Genomic DNA, 21,384 nt, shown 5'->3' on the forward strand with positions numbered 1-21,384 from the left:
ATTATGGGCTATTTGGATAATATTTTATTTGCGATTCTACTGATTTTAGGATTTGGTTATTTTTATGCCAATATTAAAAAAATAGTTAGAAACATCAATCTTGGAGCTGACGTAAATCGCAAAGACAACCCTAAAGCGCGTTTGAAAAATATGGCATTGATTGCTCTTGGACAATCAAAAATGGTTAAAAGACCAGTTGCAGGAATACTTCACATCATAGTTTACGCAGGATTTATTATCATTAATATTGAATTACTGGAAATTATTATTGATGGATTATTTGGCACCCATAGAGTTTTCGCCTCTTTAGGAACGACTTATGATGTGTTAATTGGATCTTTCGAAATATTAGCTTTACTGGTTTTGGTAGCCGTATCTACTTTTTGGACAAGAAGAAATATTATCAGGTTAAAACGGTTTGCCAACAAAGATTTGGCTGGTTTTCCAAAAAATGATGCAAATTATATCCTTTATTTCGAAGTCGTTTTGATGTCTTTATTTTTATTGATGAACGCTTCAGATTTGCATTTGCAAAATATTCCGGGTGGTTTCTCTCATTTCATAAAAGCGGGAAGTTTTCCTGTAAGCCAATTTATAGAACCTTTATTTAATGGTGTTTCCAGCGATTTTGTTATGCTTCTCAATGAATTATTTTGGTGGCTGCATATTATAGGTATTTTGATATTTATGAATTATTTGTATTTTTCAAAACACTTACATATTCTCTTGGCTTTTCCAAATACTTATTTTGCTGATTTGAATCCAAAAGGGCAACTTGATAATTTAGAATCTGTTACCAATGAAGTGAAAATGATGATGGATCCAAACGCTGATCCATATGCAGCAGCACCGGTAAACGAAAATGCAGTTCCAAGTAAATTTGGAGCAAGCGATATTCAGGATTTGAATTGGGTTCAATTAATGAATGCTTATACTTGCACGGAATGTGGTCGTTGTACTTCCGCTTGTCCAGCAAATATTACCGGAAAAAAATTATCGCCACGTAAAATTATGATGGCAACCAGAGACCGAATTGAGGAAGTAGGAAAAAATATTGACTCCAATAAAGGAATTTTTGTTCCTGACAACAAATCATTATTAAACGATTACATCACACCCGAAGAGTTATGGGCTTGTACTTCGTGTAATGCTTGTGTTGAAGAATGTCCGGTAAACATTAGTCCACTTTCAATAATTATGGATATGCGCCGTTATTTAGTTATGGAACAAAGTGCTGCGCCTACACCAATAAATGCAATGATGACCAATATTGAAAATAATGGTGCACCATGGCAATACAACCAGCAAGATCGATTAAACTGGAAAAACGAAAATTAATATTTTATAGTATAATTGGTTATTTGATTAACCGAATCAATAAAAATTTATGTCAGAAGTCTTAATAGTACCAACAATGGCCGAAATGCTGTCTCAGGGTAAGCAACCAGAAGTATTGTTTTGGGTGGGTTGTTCAGGAAGTTTTGATGACAGAGCCAAAAAAATTACAAAAGCATTTGTCCGAATTCTAAATCGCGCCAATGTTTCCTTTGCAGTTCTTGGAACCGAAGAAAGTTGTTCTGGCGATCCCGCAAAACGAGCAGGAAATGAGTTTTTGTTTCAAATGCAGGCAATGACAAATATTGAAGTTCTGAATGCCTACGAAGTAAAAAAAATCGTTACGGCTTGTCCGCATTGTTTCAATACTTTGAAAAACGAATACCCTGAATTAGGCGGGAAATATGAAGTTTGTCATCACACAGAATTCCTGAAATCCTTGCTTGACGATGGCAGATTAACAATTGAAGGAGGGCAATTCAAAGGAAAAAAAATCACTTTTCATGATCCTTGTTATTTAGGAAGAGCCAATAATGTCTACGAAGCGCCTCGTGATTTAATTCAAAAATTGGATATGGAATTAGTCGAAATGAAACGTTCTCGTGCCAATGGATTATGTTGTGGAGCCGGTGGAGCACAAATGTTTAAAGACTCTGAACCTGGCAGCAAAGAAATAAATGTGGAAAGAACTGAAGATGCTTTAGAAACCAAACCCGATATTATTGCCGCTGCCTGTCCTTTTTGCAATACAATGATGACGGATGGAATCAAAAATAAAGAAAAAGAAGGCGAAATAAAAGTATTGGACATTGCTGAATTAATTGCAAACGCACAAGATTTGTAAATCAATTGCAAATTACCTTAAACATAAAACCCAAAAAGTATGCTTATTCCTTTTGAAAATTTACCATTAGAATCCAAAATCTGGATTTACCAATCGAACAGAAAATTTTCGGATGTAGAATTTTCTGAAATAGAAGCTGATTTAAAATCCTTTCTTGAAAAATGGGAAGCACATAGTGTAGGTCTTGAATCATCTTATCAGTTAAAATACAATCGATTTATAATCATTGCAGTAAATCAGGATGTACAGGCAGCTACAGGCTGCTCTATTGATTCCTCCGTGCAATTTATTCAAAAATTGGAACAAAAATACAGTGTGGATTTATTGGATAAAATGAATGTTACTTTCAAAAACGGCGAACACATTGCACACAAATCTTTAATTGATTTCAAAAAAATGGCCAAAGAAAAAGCCGTTACTGAAAACACAATTGTTTTTAATAATTTGGTAAATAATATTGAAGAATTTAATGAGTCGTGGGAAGTTCCGGCTATGGATAGTTGGCACAGTCGTTTTTTTTAGTATAAATTTATAGGTACAGGTTTACTTTACATTTATATTCATCTAACCAGTTCTGGAAATGCTAAATTATTCACTTTTTTAATCTAAATACAGATTTAAAAAATATAGAACTTAAATTTAGTCTTAATGAAAATGACTTTTTAGAACATCAACTATTTTAGCGTCAAAAACGGATAGAATTAAAAACCAAAAAAAGTAAAAGTTGGATATTAGTTTCATTTATTTTTTTGGATAGAGATACTTATAAAAATAGATTTGACTAAATTGCAATAGTTAACTTTTGAAAAGATTTCATTGAAACATCTGACATAAATAGTGTGAGCAAAATTAATTATTCTGCATTTGAAGAAATTATTTAAATTGAGAATTATTATTTTTCTAAAGTTAAAAACAGGAGAAAGCATAATCATTCCAAAAAAACTTTAATTTGAAAATATAATTGATTTAAAATCAGATTTAGGGAGAATATTTAAGAAGTATCAAATAAAAATCAAGGATGAATTAATTTGGAAGTGGAAATAAGAATCATTCTTAATTTTGCCTAATTTCGTCTTATCAAAATTCATATATGAAAATAGCAATTGTTTGTTACCCAACTTTTGGAGGAAGCGGTGTTGTCGCTACAGAATTAGGGCTTGAGTTGGCTCGTCGTGGTCACGAAATTCACTTTATTACATACAGTCAGCCCGTTCGTTTGGCATTATTAAATCCAAATGTGTATTATCACGAAGTAAATGTTCCGGAATATCCATTGTTTCATTTTCAACCGTATGAATTGGCTTTGTCGAGCAAATTAGTTGATATGGTGAAATTGTACAAAATAGAATTGTTGCACGTACATTATGCTATTCCTCACGCTTATGCAGGTTATATGGCAAAGCAAATGCTCAAGGATGAAGGTATAAATCTCCCAATGATAACCACACTTCACGGAACGGATATAACCTTGGTAGGAAATCATCCTTTCTATAAAACTGCAGTGACTTTTAGCATCAACAAATCTGATTTTGTAACTTCTGTTTCTCAAAGTTTGAAAGAAGATACAATTAAATTATTCAATATAAAAAATGAAATCCAGGTAATTCCTAATTTTATTGAATTGGATAAAAATATTGTAGATCCCAGCATTTCTTGCCGTCGCTCGGTTATTGCCAAAGAAAATGAACGAATTATAACCCACATCAGTAACTTTAGAAAAGTGAAAAGAATTCCTGACGTGATTAAGATATTTTATAAAATTCAGCAACAAATTCCTGCCAAATTAATGATGGTAGGTGATGGACCCGAAAAAGAAAAAGCGGAATATTTATGTCAGGAATTAGGTATTCTGGATAAGGTAATTTTCTTTGGAAACAGCAATGAGATTGATAAAATTTTGAGTTATACTGATTTATTCCTTTTGCCATCAGAGACCGAAAGTTTTGGGCTTGCCGCACTGGAAGCAATGGCTTGGAGTGTTCCTGTAATTTCAAGTAATTCCGGAGGTCTACGCGAAGTGAATTTTGATGGAGTTTCAGGATATTTGAGTGATGTGGGCAATACTGATGAAATGGCCGAAAATGCTTTGAAAATATTGAAAGATATGACCACTTTAAATAAATTTAAAGAAAATGCGTTATCAGTTGCAAAGCGATTTGAAATTAAAAATATTTTGCCTTTATATGAGGAGCTGTATCAAAAAGCAATAGATAAATTTTCATGAAATCGCCACTAAAAACAAATTTGCGAAAGCAAATACTAATAAATAACTAGGCGATACCATATATGGCCACTAAAAAATCAAAATCCGCATATATGAAAAAAATAAGTCTAGTATTGTTCACTTTAATACTTGTTTCTTGTGGAGCTTCATCTACAAAAAGTTCAGGGAACAAGCCATTATATGAAGTTTTGACCCAACAATCAGATGGCGGTGCCAGCATTCGTTTTTTTGAAATCTTAAACGAGGAAAAAGAAATTGCAATGTTGCAAAATGATGAAAAATTAAAAAATAAAATTCACCCAAATGATATCCAGACATCAAATTTTATTGTTTTGAATATGGGAGAAAAAACATCTAGCGGTTATAGAATTAGCGTTGAAAGTGCTATAGAAACAGATAAGAATATAATTGTTACCATAAAAGAAACCTCCCCAGAATTTAATACTGTAGCCACACAAGAAATTACGACTCCATATTGCGTGGTCAAAATAAACTCTAAAAAAGAGATTATCATTAAATAAAAAACTCCATCTCGTTTTTTTTGAAACAAGACGGAGTTTTACAAAAAGACCAAATATTTTAGAATCTATATCTTACCCCTAAAGCGATATCTGAACTGTAGCCATTATCATAATAACCATTACCACCAAGTTCAGGTCTAAAATCAAGTGACAATTGTAACGGGAAATCAAAATTGTATTCGATTCCTACGTCACCTGCTGCAAAAGCAAACACCCCATTGTCATTAACTCCGTTATAATCGCTGTTATAACTGCCAAAACCTCCACCAACGCCGGCATACCAATTGAATCCTTCGTCAATATTCCAAACCCATTGGTACAAACCCGATAATTTTAATGCATTGTCTTTACCATAATAACCATTATTATGATAATTATTTCTATTTCTCCAGCCCAAATCCAATTCGAGGCGATTACTGTTTGATAATCCTCTTTGATACGAAACTTCTGCGCCAAAACCGTCATTATCTCCCAATCGAAGACCTATTGCGTTTTTCGAAATGTCTTGTGCCTGTGTGGTAAATGCCAATCCTATTAGCATAACTGTTGTTAAAATGATTTTTTTCATAAATAAATATTTGTAATTACTAAAGTTATAACTGCTGAAAGACTAAAAAATTATAGTATAATCCAAAAAAAAAATAATTACCTTATTTTTTTAATAGCTTTTTAAAACTTCACACTTTAAACTTTTAAACTTTGAACTAATATATTATATTTGTTCAAAACTAATTAAAATGGCAGGAAATAGCTACGGAACCCTATTTAGAATAACAACTTTTGGTGAATCACATGGAGAAGCTTTAGGCGGAATAATTGACGGTTGTCCTTCAGGGATTAGCTTAGATTTAGATGCAATTCAATTAGAAATGTCTCGAAGAAAACCGGGTCAATCCGCAATAGTTACACAGCGTAAAGAACCAGATGATGTACAATTTTTGTCTGGAATTTTCGAAGGAAAAACTACTGGAACTCCAATTGGGTTTATTATCCCGAATACCAATCAAAAATCAGACGATTACTCACATATCAAAGATAATTACAGACCCAGTCATGCGGATTATGTATATGAAAAAAAATATGGTTTTCGAGATTATCGCGGTGGCGGAAGAAGTTCCGCACGCGAAACTGCCAGCAGAGTAGTGGCTGGTGCAGTTGCAAAACAAATACTTCCAGAAATAAAAATTAATGCTTTTGTTTCCTCAGTAGGTCCAATATTTTTAGAAAAACCATATCAGGATTTAGACTTTTCTAAAACGGAAAACAATCCTGTTCGTTGTCCTGATGAAGAATCGGCCGTAAAAATGGAAGAATATATTCGTGTTATAAAAAAGCAGGGAGACACAGTTGGAGGCACCATTACTTGCGTGATTCAAAATGTTCCAATTGGCTTGGGAGAACCAGTTTTTGATAAATTGCATGCTGAATTGGGCAAAGCAATGCTTTCCATAAATGCTGTAAAAGGTTTCGAATTTGGCAGCGGTTTTTGTGGTGCTCAAATGAAAGGAAGCGAACACAATGATTTATACAATCCTGACGGAACAACTAAAACGAATCTTTCGGGAGGAATTCAAGGAGGAATTAGCAACGGAATGGACATATACTTTAGAGTAGCTTTCAAACCGGTGGCTACTATTATGCAAAAACAGGATTCATTGGACAATAAAGGAAATATCACTGAAATGACTGGAAAAGGACGTCACGATCCTTGTGTCGTGCCACGAGCTGTTCCTATTGTTGAAGCAATGGCAGCCATTGTTCTTGCTGATTTTTATTTGATAAATAAGACTTACTTTAAATAGTATTCAGTCACAGTTTACAGAAAATCAGAATACTAAAAACAAAAAAATGACTGAAACCAAAAAACCATCCTTATTAGGTAATCTTACTGTTCAAATTCTTATAGCCATGTTACTTGGGGCAATATTGGGTATTTATATTCATAATAGTTATAATGTAGTTTTTGCCAAAGAATTTAGTGATAAGGTAAAAATATTGGCAACTGTTTTTATTCGTTTGGTTCAAATGATTATTGCTCCATTAGTATTTACGACATTAGTAGTTGGAATTGCTAAATTGGGTGACATAAAAACCGTAGGAAGGGTAGGGGGAAAAGCATTAGGATGGTTTTTTAGCGCTTCTTTTATTTCACTTTTAATAGGTATGTTTTGGGTAAATATTTTGAAGCCTGGTATTGGATTAAATTTATTAAATATTGATTTAACTTCTGCTGCTGAAGTGACAGGAAATGCACACAGTTTCTCTGCTCAAAACTTTATTGAACATATTTTTCCTAAAAGTATTTTTGAGGCCTTGGCGAATAATGAAATCCTGCAAATCGTTACTTTTTCTATCTTTTTTGGATTGGCCGCAGCCTCAATAGGCAGTTTTGCAAAACCAGTTATCAATGCTTTAGATAAAACTTCTCATATCGTTCTTAAAATGGTGAATTATGTGATGAAGTTTGCTCCTCTGGGTGTTTTCGGAGCAATTGCGGGTGTTTTTGCTATAAAAGACTTAAACGAATTAGTTATCACCTACATCAAATTTTTTGGTTCTTTCCTTATAGGAATTGGATCTCTATGGGTTTTTCTTATAGCAGTAGGATTTATTTTTCTTGGAAAAAAAATGAAAACTTTGTTAAGTCATATTGTTAGTCCATTGATAATCGCATTTGGTACAACAAGTAGCGAAGCAGTTTTTCCTAAACTCACTGAGGAACTGGAGCGTTTTGGTATAAGAGACAAAATTGTTTCTTTTATGTTACCATTGGGTTATTCGTTCAATTTAGACGGAAGCATGATGTATATGACTTTTGCGAGTTTATTCATCGCACAAGCCTATGGAATCCATTTAGACATGGGAACCCAAATGACGATGCTTTTAGTCTTGATGCTTACCAGTAAAGGAATTGCGGGAGTACCAAGAGCAAGTTTAGTGGTTGTTGCTGCCACCTGCGGAATGTTTAAGATTCCTATTGAAGGTATTGCATTAATTCTGCCAATTGATCATTTCTGTGATATGTTTAGAAGCGCCACTAATGTTTTGGGCAATGCATTGGCAACATCTGTAGTAGGGAAATGGGAAGATGAAGACAATGCTCCTTCTAAAATAATAAAATAACTAAATATAAATTACCACAAACCTGTTCAACCATTTGGGTGGTCTTTTTTATCAAATTTTAATAAAAGTTATTTTTTTCAAATCAGATGATATTTTTAACTATTATGAATTAGAGAAATAACCTATAAAAAAAGATTTTATATCGTTTTAATAAATATTTATTATTTATATTTGAATCGAATTTTAATTAATTATGTATCAAATTCGGATTTTTTTAGTCCTATTATTATTGCTGAGCCCTTTCAGTAATATATCTTTTGCACAAACGAAGATACCTTCCAAAGAAGAAATTAAAAAAACAGCTAAACTAGCAGTTCAATACTTGCGTGAGGACAATTATGAAAAATCGTTATCAACGGCAAGACAAAGTTTAAATTACGCCACAATCATTAAAGACGATTACCTTATTGCCGCTTCTTATAATGTAGTTGCAGCAAATCTTGAAGAATTGTCTGAATATGAGAAAGCTATTTTATATTATAAAAAAGGCTTGTCTTATGCCAATAAAACCAATAATGATAAAATAAAAAATTGGATAAATAATAATTTGGGGAATGTATATTGCTTTGAAAAAAAACAATATGAAACAGGAATAAAGTATTATAAAAAATCTCTTGAATATAGTCAAAAGACGACCGATACGAGTCAAATTGTTTTCACAAAACTCAATATTGCCTGGGCTTATTTTGATATTGGTCATTTTAAAGAAGGATTCCCATATTTACAATACATAAATAAATACCACCCTAAATTTGGGAATGAGTCAACTATAGTTGCATTCAATATGCTTAATGGAATGTATTATAGTCATATAAATGATAATAAAAAAGCAGAATTTTATTTTTTGACTGCCATAAAATTAGGAAACAAAAGAAATGAAAAATCGGATTTATCATTTTCGCATCAGGAATATTCTAAGTTTTTATTAAAAAAAGGAGATTATAAGCAAGCATATGTAAACTTAACCCTTTACAATAAAATTACTGATGAAATTTATAAAAAAGATAAAATTAAAAAGGCTAATGTAGCCGGGATTAATCTCGAATTAGACGAATATAAAAGAGAAATTGATAAAATAGAAACAGAAAGAAATTTACAATCTCAAAGTTTGAAAAAATCAAAAATTATTGTGTTTTTATTTGTCATTGCATTATTGGTTGTATTGTTATTCTTTTATTCACTTTATAAAAACTATAATTTTAAGAAAAAGGCAAATCATGATCTTACTATTGCCAATGAAGAATTGCTTATAGCAAGAGATAAAGCAGAAGAAGCTTCCTATGCAAAAACACAATTCGTATCAACCATCAGCCATGAATTAAGAACGCCTTTATATGGCGTTGTTGGGATTACAAATATGCTGTTAGACGAGCATAAAGAACTAGCAAATAGCCCGCATTTGAGTTCACTTAAATTTTCAGCGCGCTATTTACTATCGCTTGTGAACGATATTCTCCAAATAAATAAAATTGAAGAAAACAGAATTGTTCTTGAAAATTTAACTTTTAATGTTACAGATGAGATTAACATGGTTAAAAACTCACTCTCTTTTATTTCACAAAGTCATAATAATAAAATAACGATAAAAATTGATCCGTCAATTCCAGAATATTTAATTGGGGATAAATTACGATTTGCCCAAATACTTATGAATTTAATAAGCAATGCTTTGAAGTTCACAAACAATGGAGAGGTAATTGTGAGTGCTAATTTAGTTAAAGTTGAAGATAAATCGCATTATATTGAATTTCAAATATCGGATAACGGTATAGGAATTGCCACAGATGACCAAGACAAAATTTTTGAAAAATTTGTTCAGGTTGGAAGAAAAGAGAATGATTATCAGGGAACCGGTCTGGGTTTAGCAATTGTGAAACGATTATTGGAATTATTTAAAAGTGAAATTTCACTAGAAAGCCAGATTGGGATTGGAACGACATTCACATTTACCATAGCATTTGATTTTGACCCTAATAAAACAAAAGAAATAATAAACAATATAAGGGTAGATTTAAGTTCAGGTCAAATTTTTAAGGTATTGGTTGTTGAAGACAACAAAATTAATCAAATTGTCACTAAGAAAATAATTGAAAAAAATAATTGCAGCTGTTTCCTTGTTGATGATGGATTTCAGGCAATTGAAATATTGAATAAGGAAGTCTTTGATGTCATTTTAATGGATATAAATATGCCTCTGATAAGTGGTTTTGAAACTACAAGACAAATTCGTCTCAAAGGAATTAACACGCCTATAATTGCTTTAACGGCTTTCGCCAAAGATGAAATTACAGAAGAGGCACTTTCAGCAGGAATGAACGATATTATTATAAAACCTTTTGAAACTTTAAAATTATTTCAGGTTATTAATTATCAAATCAATAAAACAAAAAACGCTGTCGTTTGACAGCGTTTCTTATTGCTTTATTAAACAAAATTGATTATACTTCTATTTAATTGGGATAGTTTTTAGAGCTCTTTTTTTAGCACCTTCTTTTTTTGCAACAACAACATGAAGAATACCATCTTTATAATTGGCTTCTATTTTGTTTTCATCTATGGTATCAGGTAAACTGAAAGTTCTGTTGAAGGATTTGTAATTAAATTCTCTTCTGATGTAGTTTTCTTTTTTTTCTTCTTTTTCTTCTTCCTTTTCTGAAGAAATCATTAGAATATCATTATCGATTTCAACTTTGAAGTCTTCTCTTTTCATTCCAGGAGCTGCCATTTCAACTTCAATTTTAGTATCAGTTTCTTTTAAATTTACAGAAGGAAGATTGCTGCCTAAAGCTGCAAAATTTCTGTCTGTCCAATCAAATAAATCTTTTGTAATAAAATCATCGAAAAAATTGTTGACTAATTTACTTTCCACTGTTGGAAACAAGCTGTTTGTTTTAACTAAAGTTTTCATAATGTATAATATTAAATTGTTTATAATTAACTGTCATAAAATTAACGAAAATCAGTTAATAATAAAATCAATATAACAAATAATTAACACTTAAATATCTGATAATAAGAAACTTACTAATAAAAAAATCAGCTTTTAGTATTTAACTAAAAGCTGATTTTTTTTAAAATATTACGAAATAAAGACACAATTAATACCAGCGTTTTTTGTTTTGTTTAGAAGCCTCGGATTTTCTTGATTTATGGGCACCTCCGCTTCGGTTTGAATTTTTTTGAGCAGACGCCGGAGCTGTTTCCGGACTGCCTGAATGCCAAGGATAGGGATGGTCGCTGATGGTTTTTACCTCGACTTTGATTAGCTTTTGAATGTCTTTCCAATATTGATGTTCGTCTTTACCGCAAAAAGAAATCGCAATTCCTTCATTTCCGGCACGACCGGTTCTACCAATTCGGTGAACGTAAGTTTCGGGAATATTGGGTAAATCAAAATTGATTACAAAAGGCAATTGGTCAATATCAATACCACGAGCAGCAATATCGGTTGCTACAAGAACGCCAACTTCTTTATTTTTGAAGGCATCCAAAACGCGTTGTCTGGCGTTCTGTGATTTGTCCCCGTGAATAGCTTCAGCGGCTATGTTGTTTTTCCGCAAAGCTTTTACCACATTATCGGCACCGTGTTTAGTTCTGGAAAAGACCAAAACATCCGATAAATTTTGATTTTTTATCAAATGATACAACAGGTTTCTTTTCTCGGTTTTTTCAACAAAATATACGTGTTGTTCTACGTTTTCGGCTGTAGATGAAACAGGTGAAACTTCTACTTTTTCTGGATCTTTCAGGAACATTTCGGCTAATTCCCTTATGGCGATTGGCATCGTTGCCGAGAATAATAATGTTTGTCTGTTTTTTGGCGTAAGCTTTACAATTTTCTTGACATCGTTTATGAATCCCATATCCAGCATTTGGTCTGCTTCGTCAAGGACTAAGGTGTGCAAATGGTCTAAATCAATAAAACCTTGTTTGTGCAAATCCAACAATCTTCCGGGTGTTGCAACCAAAACATCAACTCCTTTGCGTAGCGCATCAACTTGTGGAACTTGAGAAACTCCGCCAAAAATAGTCAATTGTGTTAAGTTAGTATATTTGCCATAAGTGTCAAAGCTTTGGCCAATTTGTACTGCTAATTCTCGTGTAGGAGTTACAATTAAAGCCCGAATTTCTTTGGCTTTTTTCGATGAACCCACAATTCGGTGCAATTGATGTATGATAGGAATGGCAAATGCTGCCGTTTTTCCTGTTCCTGTTTGGGCACAACCTATTAAATCTCTTCCTGCTAAAACTAGTGGAATGGATTGCTCTTGAATAGGTGTTGGGCTTATGTAGCCTTCTTCAAAAACGGCTCTTTGTATACTTTTTGAAAGTGATAAATCTTCGAATAACATATAATTTGTATTAAATATCCTGTAATTAGTACATAGATAGTGCTGCAAAGATAGGTTTATTATTTTTGTTGGAAATTAGTTGGTATTTTTTGGATAACCAAAAAAAACATTAAAGCATTACAAAGCTTCAATGCTATTATGCGATTTTATAAAATCAGTAACGAGATAACCAATAAGTTTACCAATTAAATGATTGTTTTTTTCTTCTCCAAGGTCAGGAGCACCTTCACAAATATGTAAATAAGCCGCATTTTTGTTTTTGCCGAAATAAGTGACAAACTGCCGAAGTTCTTCAATAGAAAAGCCACTTAAAGTCATGGCGCTGCTTGCAATATTGGGAATCGCATCAAGATCAATTTCAATTCCGTAGGAATCATTTTGAATAAATTCTAAAGCATGAACAAGTTCCTGATTAAAGTTTTTTTCCTTTCGAATGTTGATACTGTCATATGTATTGTAACGGACTCTGTCTTCAATTTTTTTGATAATATCCAGAACACTTTTTGAAGTATAATTTTCATGTAAACCAAAAATGAAATATTTTTTCAAAAAACCTTCTTCATAAGCATAAGAAAAACCGTTTCCGCTATGGCGTCCTTCGAGAATTCTAAAATCAGAATGAGCATCAAAATTTATGGCATTAATGGATTTTCCTTTGGCAAGTGCTGTTCCTTTTATGTTTCCGTAAGAATTGTTGTGACCGCCTCCAATAACTATCGGAATCTTCCCGGATTTTGTGATAGTAAAAATAATATGGGAAACTTCTTTGTCAATTTTTTCTACAAGTTGGCTCAGTTTTGTCCGATCATCGACATTGTTAAAATTCAAATGCTCTACATCTTTCATTTCTTCACAAACGTCTAGTTTTCCTAAAATAAGAATTTGACTTCCTTTGCAAAAGCGATTATGCTGAATATTGGCAATACTTCCTATAGCACTATCCCAGGCTGATGCTGCTCCGGGTCTGCCATAATTAGCTCTGACGCCTATATCTTCAGGGATTCCAAATATTACATATTTTGCTTCTGAAGTTTTCAAAAAAGAAGTTGGATCTACTCCTTTTGGAATAGTCATCATTTTCTCTCCAAATTTTATTTCGCCACTTCTGTGGTTCGTAACTTTTGCAAGGTCAATAATCGTAAATGGGATTAGTTTTTCCATAAAATATATAATCACCAAATATAATATAATTGTCGAGAATACGTTATAGGTCATATTATATTATTAAATTTGTATAAAAATTTTAAAAAAAAATGGAAGAGCAACAAAATAATTCAAGTTCAAGTCTAAAGGTAATTATTGCCATTTTAGCAATCCTGTTAGTAGGAAGTTTAGTTTATATTTATAAAATGACCACAGATGCCAAAACTGTTCAGACAGAATTGACAAAAACCGTATCTGAAAAAGAGTTGGTAATGAAAGATTTACAGGAGTTAAAAGCTACCTATGATACCGCAATTGCTGAAAACACCTCAATGTCCGATGAATTAATTAAAGAAAGAGACAAAGTGGTAAACTTGATAAATGAAGTAAATAAATCAAAAGGTGATGTGTCAAAATACAGATCACAATATGCCAAATTAGAAGGCAATATGAAGGTTTTAATGGCCGAAAACGAAGGTCTGAAAAAACAAAACACAGTTTTAACTACACAACGAGACAGCACTATTGTTGTTTTAGGTGAATCCAAAAAAAACAACGAAGTATTGGTAGGTCAAAACGAAGAGTTGGCAAAAACTGTTGAAAAAGGTTCGAAATTGTCTGTTTTGAATATGAAAACTTCAGCTTATAAAATAAAAAGTTCCGGTAAACAAATTGAGACGGATAAAGCAGGCAGAGCCAATGTACTTAGAATTAGTTTTACAATTGCAGAAAACCAAATTGCGAAATCTGGGGATAAAGAATATTATGTACAAGTAATTGATAGCAAAAGCAATGTGTTAGGTGATAAACAAACAGTTTCTTTTGGAGACAAATCATTGACTTATAGTTTTATAACTACTGTAAAATATGAAAATAAAACAGTTCAGGTTTCACAAGATTTGCCTGGTAAAAACTTCGAAAAAGGAACCTATTTTGTAAATGTTTTCGACAAGGATGAATTGGTTTCTAAAACAAGTTTTACTTTAAGATAAGTTAGTTCGGGAATTATATAGGAAAGAGGAGCATAGTTGTTCCTCTTTTTTTATGCAAAAACTTTTCCTTTAATAAAAACAGTATCAATCAAATTACTGCCAAAAGCATATGGCAATTGATAATAAGAGGAAATAGGTTTTGTGATAATAAGATTGGCTTTCTTGCCAATGGTAATGCTTCCGTGGGTTTCTGAAATTCCCATAGCGTAAGCTCCATTTAGGGTAGCAGCATTTATGGCTTCTTCGGGAGTCATTTTCATTTTAATGCAAGCCGTCGAAATTACAAAATTCATATTTCCAGAAGGAGTAGAACCAGGGTTAAAATCAGTGGCGAGTGCTAATGGCAAACCTTTCGCCATCATTTCTCGAACCGGAGTATATGGAATTCCCAAAAAATAAGAACACGATGGTAAGGCCACAGGAATTGTATCCGTATCTCTCAAGGCTTCAATGTCTTCGGATTCCATTATTTCCAAATGATCTACCGAAAGTGCATTGTATTTTATTGCAGCTTGGACTCCTCCGATGGAATTGAATTGGTTGACGTGTATTTTTGGTTTTAAACCAAAACGGATTCCGGCTTGCATAATTTGTTCGGTTTCAGAAACCGTGAAATAACCGGTTTCACAAAAAACATCGATAAAGTCTGCCAGTTTGTTTTTGGCGATTTCCGGGAGCATTTTGTCAATAATCAAATCGACATATCCTTTGCGATTTTCTTTAAATTCTCGTGGAACGGCGTGTGCGCCAAGAAAAGTCGCTTTTATGGTAATTGGATACTCTTTTGACAATCTTTTGATAACCCGAAGCATTTTCAGTTCGCCATCAACGGTGAGTCCGTAACCTGATTTTATTTCGACAGCACCAGTTCCTAGGTGCATTATTTCTTCGAGTCGAACTTTCGATTGGTTGTAAAGTTCGTCTCTGGAAGTTTCGTTGAGTTTTCGTGCCGAATTTAAAATACCTCCACCACGATTAGCAATTTCTTCATAGGAAAGTCCATTGATTCTGTCGACAAATTCCTGTTCTCGATTGCCGGCATAAACGATATGTGTGTGACTGTCGCACCAAGCGGGGAGCACCATTTTTCCATCAACATCAATACATTTTTCCGGATTAATATCCTCTGGCACATTTTCCATTGAACCAAAATCAGCAATCAAATCATTTTCGATTACTAAATAAGCATTCTTAATGGTGGGAAGATCTGCCATTTCAGCACCAGAAACTTTCAAAATTGAGGAATCTCTCACTTGAATTAACTCCTTAATGTTGATGATTAGCGTTTTCATTTATTTTGAAATTATTCTGAAACTGTTATTTCGAACATTTTATCCCAGTATTTTCCTGTTACAAAAATGGTTTTTGTTTTTGGATTATAGGCTATTCCATTGAGAACGTCTGCATTTGGATATTTAATAAATTTTCTCAAACCAGAAAGATCTAAAATTCCTTCAACAGCTCCATTTACTGGATTTACAACTGCAATTGCATCTTTTTGCCAAACATTTGCATAGATTTTTCCGTCAATCCATTCCAATTCGTTAATTTTTGGGATTTTTGTACTTGAAGTATATACATTTACATAGCCCATCATTTTTTGATTCTCCGGATTCATCATCCAAATTTTCTCAGTTCCATCAGATTGGTATATCTTTTTTCCATCATTGGTCATTCCCCAACCTTCAATATCTTTGTCAAAAGCAAATGTCTTTTCCAGTTTTAAAGTATTGGCATTATAGATAAAACCTGTTTTTTCTTGCCAGGTTAATTGGTATAATTTATTGTTTACAAAAGTAATCCCTTCTCCGAAATATTTTGAATCTAGATTAATTTGTTTGTAAATTTTACCTGTTTTATAATCGTATTTTCTATAATAAGAGGCTCCTTTTTGACCTGTACTTTCATTTAAAGTGTCATTACGAAACTCAAACCCCTCGGTAAATGAAGCTGTATCATGAGAATACATATTGATGATTTTATATTTTAATGCTTTAGGCTGCACATTCGAGACTAATTCTATTCGTGTTGTTGTTTCAGAATTTTCTCCGTCAAAATAAACTACCGCTTTCAGGTTTTGATAGCCTAACCGTTGGTTTTTTAATTCGAAAGGAAGTTTTTCAAGTCCTTTCTTGGAACCAATTTTTGTGTCATTAACAAAGTAAGCAACACTGTCAATGGTTTTCGAATTTGGGTTTAAAATTCCCAATTCTAAAGCTTCTTGTGGCTGATATTGTTCCTTAAATTTCGAATCATCGAAAGTAAATAAAGTATTTTCACCTTTTTTTGTGCCTCCACAATTAGCCAATGTAATTCCTAATAAAATGATAAATAGGAAGTTATAATTTTTCATAAATTAAAATTTTGATGATGCAATATACACCGATATTTTATAGGTGCAAAGCCCTTGCAAAAATATAAAATAGATTGTATATTTGCACCGGCAAGTCCTACACGACCAGCTCCTGCAGAATCCCCCAGGATGGGAACATAGCAAGGGTAAGCGGTTGAGCGGTGCGATGTAGGTCGCTTGCCATTTTTTATTTCACACAAAAGTAGTCTTCCTTTGGGAAGATTTTTTTATTTTTACCCAAATCTAAATTCATAAAATGAGCAAAGTAGTTCTAATCACAGGCGGATCTTCGGGAATAGGGAAATCTATTGGAGAGTTTTTGCATCATAAAGGCTTTGTTGTTTATGGAACCAGCAGGAATCCGGGAGGAGTTTTGAATTCGGTTTTTCCATTGGTTAATTTAGATGTTCGAAATACCGAATCAATTCATATGGCTGTGGCCAAAATTATTGCCACTTCTGGCAGACTTGATATTGTCATTAATAATGCAGGAGTGGGAATTACTGGGCCTTTGGAAGAAATTCCAACAGCCGAAATCAAGAATAATTTTGAAACCAATTTTTTTGGACCAATCGAAGTAATGAAGGCAGTCTTGCCACAAATGCGCTCTCAAAAATCAGGTTTAATCATTAATATAACTTCTATTGCCGGTTATATGGGTTTGCCATATCGCAGCGTTTACTCCGCTTCAAAAGGCGCTTTGGAATTAATTACCGAAGCCTTGAGAATGGAAGTCAAATCTTTTGGAATCCAGATTACAAATGTAGCTCCAGGAGATTTTGCCACAAATATTGCTTCAGGTCGTTTTCATGCGCCTTTAATTAAGAATTCAGCTTATGAAATTCCGTATGGAAATACACTAAAAATGATGGACGAACACGTGAATAGCGGAAGTAATCCGAATGAAATGGCGGAAGCAGTTTATCAAATTATCGAAAATCCAAACCCCAAAATTCATTATAAAGTAGGTGCTTTTATGCAGAAATTTTCGATTGTTTTAAAGCGAATTTTACCGGATAAAGTATATGAAAAAATGCTTATGAATCATTATAAATTGTAATTTTGCACCTAATTTTAAACACACAATTAAACTAAATAATATATGAAATTTTTTATCGACACAGCGAATTTAGCTCAAATAAAAGAAGCACAAGCATTAGGCGTTTTAGACGGTGTAACTACAAATCCATCATTGATGGCAAAGGAAGGAATCACTGGGAAAAACAACATTTTGAAACATTATGTTGACATTTGCAATAGTGTGGATGGAGACGTAAGTGCCGAAGTTAATGCGCTGGATTATGACGGAATGGTTAGAGAAGGAGAAGAATTAGCGGATCTGCATGAGCAAATTGTGGTAAAATTGCCTATGACCAAAGAAGGTGTTATGGCTGCCAAATATTTTTCTGATAAAGGAATTAAAACAAATGTTACTCTTGTGTTTTCAGCAGGTCAGGCTTTATTGGCTGCCAAAGCTGGTGCAACTTACGTTTCTCCGTTTATTGGGCGTTTAGATGATGTTTCGACCGATGGTTTAGCTTTAATTGAAGAAATTAGATTGATTTATGATAACTACGGTTACGAAACACAAATTCTCGCAGCTTCAGTTCGTCACACTATGCACATTGTGAACTGTGCAAAAATTGGTGCCGATGTAATGACCGGGCCACTTTCTGCTATTTATGGCTTGTTGAAACACCCATTGACTGATATTGGTTTGGCACAATTTGTGGCCGATTTCGAAAAAGGAAATAAATAAAAAAAAGAATAACCATGTGAAAACTATCTGTATTAATTGCATTCTTAATGAGAATCGTTCTTATAAATGCCCATGAAGCAAAAATAATAACAACTGTTAACGAGGTGGATGATGTTGCGAGTTTTGACTTGGATTGTGCTGTAAAATATTCCCATTTTTAGCCAAAGGATTAAAGTATAATATCACACGTAATGAATTTAAGGGTGCTGAACTTTAAGACACTTACCATTTAATGTTAGTTATGGATGGCTTTTTTTACCACAGCATTAAACAACAAGATGACAATTTCAACCATATTTAGTAATGGTACAACTGTTTCAGAAGCATAAACTATTGAGGATGATGGCTGTTTTTGATGGAGCTTGAAGTATAAAACTAATTCTGATTGAAGGCATTTTGCTAACTAAAAATTGCAACCCACTAAATATTGAATTTAGTGGGTTTTTTTATATTGCTTTTGTGAGGTTTGTAGGTTAAGCAAAATACTTTTTTAAAGATTACCCTAGTTTATCTTTTTTTTAAGTTTAAGATTATCGCTAAATATGATATTTATCATTTTTATAACAATAATTAACGTGTAACTTTGAGAATAATAAAATTATTATAGAGTAATCATATATAAATTTATTGATATGGCAAAAGTAAAAGGAGCTATAGTTGTAGATACACAAATATGCAAAGGCTGCGAAGTTTGCATTCCCGTTTGTCAGGAAAAGGTGATTGCTATGTCAAGCGAAGTTAACCGAAAAGGCTATCACTATGCTTATATGAAAAATCCAGAAGCTTGTAATGGTTGTACAAATTGTGGTATTGTATGTCCCGACAGAGCTATCTCAGTATATAGAGTAAAAGTTTCAACCTAACCATTAAACCATTAGTAGAATGTCAGAATTAAAATTAATGAAAGGGAACGAAGCATTGGCTGAAGCCGCAATAAGAGCCGGAGTAGATGCTTATTTTGGTTATCCAATTACGCCACAAACAGAAATTATTGAATATTTAATGAACGAACGTCCCGAAAAACGAACAGGAATGGTCGTTCTTCAGGCAGAAAGCGAAATAGCGGCTGTAAACATGGTTTATGGTGCAGCAAGTACCGGTAAAAAAGCACTGACTTCCTCTTCAAGCCCCGGTATTTCATTAAAATTAGAAGGAATTTCTTATTTGGCTGGAGCCGAATTGCCTGCTGTGATTGTAAATGTTGTGCGTGGTGGCCCTGGTTTAGGAACAATACAACCTTCTCAAGCAGACTATTTTCAATCGGTAAAAGGCGGTGGACACGGTGATTATAAACTTTACGTTTTAGCTCCGGCATCCGTTCAGGAAATGGCAGATTTTGTTGAAGATGCTTTCGATATTGCCTTTAAATATCGTGCGCCTGTATTGATTCTTTCCGATGGATTAATTGGTCAAATGATGGAAAAAGTGATTCTAAAGGATCAAAAATCAAGATTGACTAATGAGGAATTGATCGAAAAATACGGAGATTGGGCAGTGACCGGTAAAAAAGGAAGGGAACGCAACATAATCACGTCTCTAGATTTACAATCCGAAAAAATGGAAGCCAGAGTACATAGATTGCAAAAGAAATATGTGCAAATGGAAAAAGAAGACTTACGGTTTGAGAAAATTAACTGCGACGATGCAGAATATCTGATAGTAGCTTATGGTTCAAGTGCAAGAATTTCTCAAAAAGCGGTTGAATTGGCTAGAGCCAAAGGACTAAAAGTGGGTTTATTGCGACCAATAACACTGTTTCCTTTTCCCAAAAAAGAGCTATTTAAATTAGCAAATCAAGTCAATGGAATTTTAAGTGTGGAGTTGAATGCCGGCCAAATGGTAGAAGATGTCAGACTTTCTGTAGAACACAAAGTCCCGGTGGAGCATTTTGGAAGAACGGGGGGAATTATTCACACTCCGGAAGAAATTTTAGAAGCTTTAGAACAAAAAATCATCAATAATGGAAGCATTAGACATCATAAAACCAGAGAATCAGGTATTCTGTAAATCGCAATTAATGACGGACACGCCCTTGTCGTATTGTCCGGGTTGTGGTCATGGAACGGCCAATAATTTAATTATGGAAGTCATTGATGAAATGGGCATTTCAGAAGATACTATTGGTGTAGCTCCTGTTGGTTGTTCTGTTTTAGCATATGATTTTATGAATATCGATATGACCCAAGCCGCTCATGGACGAGCGCCTGCAGTAGCAACGGCTATTGCCCGAACCTGGCCTGAAAAATATGTATTTACCTATCAAGGTGATGGAGATTTAGCGGCTATTGGGACTGCTGAAACGATTCACGCTTGCAATAGAGGGGAGAATATGGTCATCTTTTTTGTCAATAATGGCATATACGGAATGACGGGAGGGCAAATGGCACCAACAACTTTAGAAGGAATGAAATCTTCCACTTCGCCGTATGGACGAGAAATCGAAACCATGGGTTCCCCATTAAAAATAACAGAATTAATCGCGAATCTTCCGGGAGTTTATTCAGTAAGTCGCCATGCGATTCATACCCATAAACACGCTCGAAAAGCTAAGATAGCGATTAGACAGGCATTTGAAAATACACGATTAAAAAAGGGACTTTCATTTATTGAAATTCTTTCCAACTGTAATTCAGGTTGGAAAATGACTCCTAATGATGCCAATATTTGGATGGAAGAAAATATGTTTCCTTACTTTCCTCTTGGAGATATAAAAGTAGAGGGTAAATTAAAAGTTTAAA

Annotated in this window: 20 protein-coding genes and 1 other RNA gene; 15 read left to right on the forward strand and 6 right to left on the reverse strand. The window is 33.5% G+C overall.

Annotated elements, in window-relative coordinates:
* Positions 1–3 precede the first annotated feature (3 nt).
* The 5 genes from IR213_RS07575 (at position 4) to IR213_RS07595 (ending at position 4,924) form a co-directional block, all read left to right on the forward strand.
* Entirely contained in the window at positions 4–1,338 is a 1,335-nt protein-coding gene (locus tag IR213_RS07575; RefSeq protein WP_194311704.1) for a (Fe-S)-binding protein, read from the forward strand.
* Between the two features lie 49 nt (positions 1,339–1,387).
* A complete protein-coding gene (locus IR213_RS07580) occupies positions 1,388–2,179 on the forward strand; it encodes a (Fe-S)-binding protein (protein WP_194311705.1) in 792 nt (263 codons plus the stop codon).
* A 39-nt stretch (positions 2,180–2,218) separates the two neighbouring features.
* On the forward strand, positions 2,219–2,701 hold the full coding sequence (locus IR213_RS07585) for an ABC transporter ATPase (protein ID WP_194311706.1): 483 nt from the start codon (positions 2,219–2,221) through the stop codon (positions 2,699–2,701).
* A gap of 568 nt (positions 2,702–3,269) precedes the next feature.
* Complete coding sequence (gene bshA / locus IR213_RS07590) at positions 3,270–4,403, forward strand: N-acetyl-alpha-D-glucosaminyl L-malate synthase BshA (protein ID WP_194311707.1); 1,134 nt, start codon at positions 3,270–3,272, stop codon at positions 4,401–4,403.
* 92 nt (positions 4,404–4,495) lie between these two features.
* Positions 4,496–4,924, forward strand: coding sequence for a protease complex subunit PrcB family protein (locus IR213_RS07595; RefSeq protein ID WP_194311708.1), 429 nt, complete (start codon positions 4,496–4,498; stop codon positions 4,922–4,924).
* A 58-nt stretch (positions 4,925–4,982) separates the two neighbouring features.
* Here IR213_RS07595 and IR213_RS07600 read toward each other — a convergent pair whose 3' ends face one another.
* Positions 4,983–5,492, reverse strand: coding sequence for an outer membrane protein (locus IR213_RS07600; RefSeq protein ID WP_194311709.1), 510 nt, complete (start codon positions 5,490–5,492; stop codon positions 4,983–4,985).
* Positions 5,493–5,661: 169 nt separating this feature from the next.
* Between IR213_RS07600 and aroC the strand changes: the two genes are divergently transcribed.
* The 3 genes from aroC to IR213_RS07615 all read left to right on the forward strand — a co-directional run bounded on the left by aroC (position 5,662) and on the right by IR213_RS07615 (position 10,451).
* Complete coding sequence (gene aroC / locus IR213_RS07605; protein WP_194311710.1) at positions 5,662–6,726, forward strand: chorismate synthase; 1,065 nt, start codon at positions 5,662–5,664, stop codon at positions 6,724–6,726.
* A gap of 46 nt (positions 6,727–6,772) precedes the next feature.
* Entirely contained in the window at positions 6,773–8,047 is a 1,275-nt protein-coding gene (locus tag IR213_RS07610; RefSeq protein WP_194311711.1) for a dicarboxylate/amino acid:cation symporter, read from the forward strand.
* A 193-nt stretch (positions 8,048–8,240) separates the two neighbouring features.
* Positions 8,241–10,451 (forward strand): response regulator, encoded by a 2,211-nt coding sequence (locus IR213_RS07615; protein ID WP_194311712.1) that lies wholly within the window; start codon positions 8,241–8,243, stop codon positions 10,449–10,451.
* A 42-nt stretch (positions 10,452–10,493) separates the two neighbouring features.
* Here the strand turns inward: IR213_RS07615 and IR213_RS07620 are convergent, their stop codons facing one another.
* The 3 genes from IR213_RS07620 to IR213_RS07630 form a co-directional block, all read right to left on the reverse strand.
* Positions 10,494–10,955, reverse strand: a complete 462-nt coding sequence (locus IR213_RS07620) for an Hsp20/alpha crystallin family protein (protein WP_194311713.1) — start codon at positions 10,953–10,955, stop codon at positions 10,494–10,496.
* Between the two features lie 190 nt (positions 10,956–11,145).
* A complete protein-coding gene (locus IR213_RS07625; RefSeq protein ID WP_194311714.1) occupies positions 11,146–12,399 on the reverse strand; it encodes a DEAD/DEAH box helicase in 1,254 nt (417 codons plus the stop codon).
* A gap of 117 nt (positions 12,400–12,516) precedes the next feature.
* On the reverse strand, positions 12,517–13,560 hold the full coding sequence (locus tag IR213_RS07630; protein WP_194311715.1) for a formimidoylglutamase: 1,044 nt from the start codon (positions 13,558–13,560) through the stop codon (positions 12,517–12,519).
* Between the two features lie 92 nt (positions 13,561–13,652).
* On the opposite strand from IR213_RS07630, the gene IR213_RS07635 reads away from it, so the two are divergent.
* Positions 13,653–14,534: a hypothetical protein gene (locus tag IR213_RS07635; RefSeq protein WP_194311716.1), complete on the forward strand. Its 882-nt coding sequence runs from the start codon at positions 13,653–13,655 to the stop codon at positions 14,532–14,534.
* 50 nt (positions 14,535–14,584) lie between these two features.
* Here IR213_RS07635 and hutI read toward each other — a convergent pair whose 3' ends face one another.
* Positions 14,585–15,826, reverse strand: a complete 1,242-nt coding sequence (gene hutI, locus IR213_RS07640; protein WP_194311717.1) for an imidazolonepropionase — start codon at positions 15,824–15,826, stop codon at positions 14,585–14,587.
* Between the two features lie 11 nt (positions 15,827–15,837).
* Positions 15,838–16,887 carry a glutaminyl-peptide cyclotransferase gene (locus IR213_RS07645; protein ID WP_194311718.1) on the reverse strand — a complete coding sequence of 350 codons (1,050 nt, stop codon included), beginning with the start codon at positions 16,885–16,887 and terminating at the stop codon, positions 15,838–15,840.
* Positions 16,888–16,975: 88 nt separating this feature from the next.
* On the opposite strand from IR213_RS07645, the gene ffs reads away from it, so the two are divergent.
* The 6 genes from ffs to IR213_RS07675 all read left to right on the forward strand — a co-directional run bounded on the left by ffs (position 16,976) and on the right by IR213_RS07675 (position 21,383).
* Positions 16,976–17,073, forward strand: an RNA gene (ffs, locus tag IR213_RS07650) — signal recognition particle sRNA small type.
* Between the two features lie 70 nt (positions 17,074–17,143).
* The gene (locus IR213_RS07655) at positions 17,144–17,947 is read left to right on the forward strand and encodes an SDR family oxidoreductase (protein WP_194311719.1); all 804 of its coding nucleotides are present in this window, start codon (positions 17,144–17,146) and stop codon (positions 17,945–17,947) included.
* A 42-nt stretch (positions 17,948–17,989) separates the two neighbouring features.
* On the forward strand, positions 17,990–18,646 hold the full coding sequence (gene fsa, locus IR213_RS07660) for a fructose-6-phosphate aldolase (RefSeq protein ID WP_194311720.1): 657 nt from the start codon (positions 17,990–17,992) through the stop codon (positions 18,644–18,646).
* A gap of 632 nt (positions 18,647–19,278) precedes the next feature.
* Entirely contained in the window at positions 19,279–19,509 is a 231-nt protein-coding gene (locus IR213_RS07665) for a 4Fe-4S dicluster domain-containing protein (protein ID WP_194311721.1), read from the forward strand.
* Between the two features lie 19 nt (positions 19,510–19,528).
* Positions 19,529–20,653: a 3-methyl-2-oxobutanoate dehydrogenase subunit VorB gene (locus tag IR213_RS07670; RefSeq protein WP_228479121.1), complete on the forward strand. Its 1,125-nt coding sequence runs from the start codon at positions 19,529–19,531 to the stop codon at positions 20,651–20,653.
* Complete coding sequence (locus tag IR213_RS07675) at positions 20,607–21,383, forward strand: thiamine pyrophosphate-dependent enzyme (protein ID WP_194311722.1); 777 nt, start codon at positions 20,607–20,609, stop codon at positions 21,381–21,383. The genes IR213_RS07670 and IR213_RS07675 overlap by 47 nt, the downstream gene beginning before the upstream one ends.
* The last annotated feature ends 1 nt before the right edge of the window (position 21,384 follow it).

The organism is Flavobacterium soyangense, assembly GCF_015277675.1.
Classification (GTDB): Bacteria; Bacteroidota; Bacteroidia; order Flavobacteriales; family Flavobacteriaceae; genus Flavobacterium; species Flavobacterium soyangense.